Annotated in this window: 4 protein-coding genes and 1 pseudogene; all 5 read right to left on the bottom strand. The window is 71.4% G+C overall.

What is annotated here, in order from left to right; all coding sequences use genetic code 11:
* Positions 1-164: 164 nt before the first annotated feature.
* The 5 genes and pseudogenes from AB0L25_RS40970 to AB0L25_RS40950 all read right to left on the bottom strand — a co-directional run bounded on the left by AB0L25_RS40970 (position 165) and on the right by AB0L25_RS40950 (position 3,274).
* The gene (locus AB0L25_RS40970) at positions 165-1,196 is read right to left on the bottom strand and encodes a WD40 repeat domain-containing protein (RefSeq protein WP_500179037.1); all 1,032 of its coding nucleotides are present in this window, start codon (positions 1,194-1,196) and stop codon (positions 165-167) included.
* Positions 1,193-1,843: a CobW family GTP-binding protein gene (locus AB0L25_RS40965; RefSeq protein WP_500179035.1), complete on the bottom strand. Its 651-nt coding sequence runs from the start codon at positions 1,841-1,843 to the stop codon at positions 1,193-1,195. The genes AB0L25_RS40970 and AB0L25_RS40965 overlap by 4 nt, the downstream gene beginning before the upstream one ends.
* Positions 1,844-1,991: 148 nt before the next feature.
* Positions 1,992-2,204: pseudogene (locus AB0L25_RS40960) on the bottom strand (transcriptional repressor); the annotation flags it as partial.
* A gap of 316 nt (positions 2,205-2,520) precedes the next feature.
* A complete protein-coding gene (locus AB0L25_RS40955) occupies positions 2,521-2,736 on the bottom strand; it encodes a hypothetical protein (RefSeq protein ID WP_500179033.1) in 216 nt (71 codons plus the stop codon).
* A gap of 88 nt (positions 2,737-2,824) precedes the next feature.
* Positions 2,825-3,274 (bottom strand): STAS domain-containing protein, encoded by a 450-nt coding sequence (locus AB0L25_RS40950; protein WP_500179032.1) that lies wholly within the window; start codon positions 3,272-3,274, stop codon positions 2,825-2,827.
* Positions 3,275-3,641 lie beyond the last annotated feature (367 nt).

The raw sequence follows: 3,641 nt of genomic DNA, 5'->3' as shown, positions 1-3,641 counted from the left end.
GGCGCGGTGCAGGGCGCGCAGCGTCGCCTCCGTCGGCGGGAGCCCGGCGTCGAGCCCGACGCGCTTGAGCCGGGCGGGCAGCGGCGCCGGGGGGAGGGGCGCCGCGCCCTGGGAGCGGCGCGCCGGACCGTGAACGGAGCCGACCGCGCCGGAAAGGCCGCTGGTCAGAGCGCCGGTCTGGACGGGATCCGGTGCGCCCGGACCCGTCCGTCGTGGTGGGCGGCGATCAGCAGATCCGGGCCCGCCCAGGCGAGTGCGGCCACGGCCGAGTCCGCGTGCAGGGTGCGCGCGGGCCGCAGGCGCGCCTGCGGCGTGCCCGCCGTGGCGCGCCACAGCGCGACGGTGCCGTCCTCGTCGCCGCTGGCCAGATGCCCGGCCGAACCGGGCCGCCAGGCCAGTGCGGTGACGGTCTCGTGGGCGGCCAGCGATCGGGGCGCGGTACCGGCCGGGCCCTTGCCGGAGAAGTCCCACACGGTCACGTCCGGGGCGCCGTCGGCGGCGAGCCAGGTTCCGGTGTCGTCGAACGCGAGCCGGGAGACCTTCTCGGGATAGCCGGACATCGTCAGCTCGGATCCGTCGCGGGCGCGCCAGATGTGGATGGAGGCGTCCTGGTTGCCGCTGCAGATCCATCGGCCCGTGGGGGCGATGGCCAGCGCCAGGTGGGAGCCGACATACCGGTAGGTGGCCACGGGTGCGGGCGTGTGCCGCTCGTGGCAGCGCACCGCGCCGTAGGCGGCGACGGCCAGGCGGCGACCGTCGCGCATCCACGCCAGGTCGGTGACGGTGCTGGCGGCGTCTTCGGTCGTCCACAGCCGCCGGCCGTCCGCCTCCTGGACGACGGCGCGCCGGCCGGACGCGACCGCGACACGTCCCGCGCCGGCCCAGACCGCGGTCGACGACCAGGCGCCGGTGTCGGCGACGGTCACGCGTCCGTCGCCGCGGCTCCACAGGGCGTATCCGGTGGGGCCGGTGGCCGCCAGATGCCCTGCGCCGGGTGCCAGCGCCACCTTCAGGAGCCCGCCGGTCAGGTGCAGCGCCTCGGTCGCGGCTCCGGTCGCGAGATCCAGTGTCCAGGCCGTTCCCTCGGCCCCCGCGACGGCGACGAGATCGCCCTGCGCGCTGACGGACACCGGGGCGTCGTCGACGGCGACCTCCCAGGCGGCGTCGAGATCGGTGGTGGAGGCGGCCGGGGTCATGCGGCCTTCCCGGTGTCGACCAGGCAGTCGGCGAAGGCGCGTTCCAGAGCGTCCCGGTCCAGGTCGCGGCCGATGAAGACGAGACGGTTGTGCCGGGCTTCGCCGTCCGCCCAGGCTCGGCCGAACTCGCCGTCGAGCAGCATGTGCACGCCTTGGAAGACGTACTGCCGGGCCTCGCCCGCGATGGCGAGGATGCCCTTGGAGCGGAAGATGTCGGCCCCCTTGGTGCGGAGCAGGTCGCCGAGCCACCGGTCGAGCCGCTCCTCGTCGAGCTCCCCGGGCACGTCGATGCCGACCGAGGTGACGGTGGTGTCGTGCTGGTGCTCGGTCTCGGTGAGGAACGCCGGGTCGTCCTTCAGCACCCGTTCGAGGTCGAACGCGCCGACGTCCAGGACCCGGTGCAGGTCGATCTCCGCGTGCCGGGCCGGAATGATCTCCACCGGCGCGTTGATCGCACGGACGCGGGAGACGACCTCGTCGACGGTCTCCAGCGGAGGGCAGCCCGGTTCGGTGCAGGCCAGTTGCCGGACGACCACGCCCGTGTCGTCGTCCAGGGACAGCAGCCGCCGTACGACCTGCTTCAGCGCGAGCGTCTGCGGCGGTTCCGCCGGTGAGCGGTTTCCGATCGGGATGACGTGCTCCTTCACGAACGGTGGGCGGACGATGGGGAACGGCACGCGACGCAGATGCCGGTGAGCTGGACGGTGTGCTCGACGTCGTCGAACCCGGCGGTTTCGCCGACCTCGTGTCGGCCCACGCCTCCACCACCTCCGCCTCCACCGGGCGGCTGTGGCCGCAGGACCGGCACACCAGGTAGTGGCGGTGCCCGTTGGAGGACCGCATCCGGTACAGGCGTTCGCCGCCGTCGTCGCGCACGACGTCGACCCGGCCCTGCGCGTCCAGGTCGCGCAGCGCGCGGTACACCGTGGTCAAGCCCACCTCGAGCCCTTGCTCGTTGGCGACGGCGTGCAGTCGCTGGGCCGAGACGAAGTCCTGGCAGCGGGCCAGGATCCGGACGATGGCGACGCGCCGCTGCGTCCAGCGTCCGGTCGGCGCCGTCCGTCCCGGCTTGCGGCTCATCGCGCACCCCTTCCTCTCGCGCCTCTACTGAAAATGAATACCATTATCGTTGCGGGAATGCATCTCGGCAACGCCGCGCCCGTGACGGACGCGGGTCGGCGTTTGGCGATGCTTTGCGTAGGCATGGGGGTCGTGTGGCGGCTTCGCGGGCAAGGGGGAACCCGTCGCCTGTACTCCCGGGCAGGCGTGCCAGGAGAAGGAGGTCACCATGTCCGCTGCCGAGCACCGTCCCCACACCGGCCATTCACACGTTCACGGCGAGGGATGCGGTCACGTGGCCTTCCAGCACGATGACCACGTCGACTACGCACACGACGGCCACATCCACCGCGTGCACGAGGACCACGTGGACGAGTGCGGCCAGAGCGAACACGCGCCGCACGAGGGCCACGAGCATCAGCACGGCCTCAACTGCGGCCACGTCGCGGTCCCGCACGACGATCACGTCGACTACCTTCACGACGGACACCGCCACGCCGCCCACGCCGGCCACTGGGACGACCACTGAACGTTCCGGAGGCCTGCCGATACAGCGGAACGTCGGCGGGTCATCCCCCGGTGAGGCTGTCGTCGTGGTTCCCGGTGTGGTCGTCGCCGCAGGGGGACTCTGGTTCCGGGTCGTGGTCGCCGGTCGTCCGCCCAGTGGGTTGCTCGGAGCGGTGCAGGTGCAGCGCCACGTCGGTCGACCCATAGATGGGGAAGACCTTGGTGAGTTGGGTCGTGCGCAGCACGGTGCGGACCTGTCGGCTCGGGGCGGTCAAGACGACCGAGCCGCCATGGCGGTGCAGGTGCCGCTGGATGGCGACCAGGACGTCCAGGCCGCGCGAATCGATCAGGAAGACCGCGCGCAGATCCAGGACCAGGTGTCGGACGCCCGACGCGATCAGGGTGATGAGCTCTCCCCTCAGCCGGGGACTGGTGGCCACGTCGATGTCGCCGCTCAGCACCACGACCGCCAGGTCCTCCTCATGGAGGGAACGGTCGATGGTCAAAGCCATGGCATGCTTCCTCCCTCCCAGTATTGCTCACTTACGGTAACCGTGCGGTGGCCTCGGGCGCCCACCCGGTCCGCGCCGTCAAAAGGCTGAATGGTCAGGCGGGCACAGCCGCGCGCTGGACCGGAACCGGGTGCGCAGGACGCTCAGACGGCGGACATTTGCATCGCCTCCCGGTCACAAGGGCCTATGGCCCTACCCCGCCGCAGCCGGTCCACTCGCGGCGATCAAAGAAAACCTGAAGTGTGATCTAGCAAACTCTGCAGCGGCCACGTTAGATATTCGCGGCCGAGTCGGGTACTGTTCCTGTCATCGAAGACAGACAAGTCCAAGAGAAGCGGCAGAGAACGAACTGCCGGCAGGTCTGGAT

Origin of the sequence: Spirillospora sp. NPDC052242 (assembly GCF_040679555.1) — a bacterium.
In the GTDB taxonomy this organism is placed as follows: domain Bacteria; phylum Actinomycetota; class Actinomycetes; order Streptosporangiales; family Streptosporangiaceae; genus Spirillospora.
The sequence above is the reverse complement of the archived record's forward strand: the minus strand, read 5'-3'. Positions and strand labels throughout refer to the sequence as shown.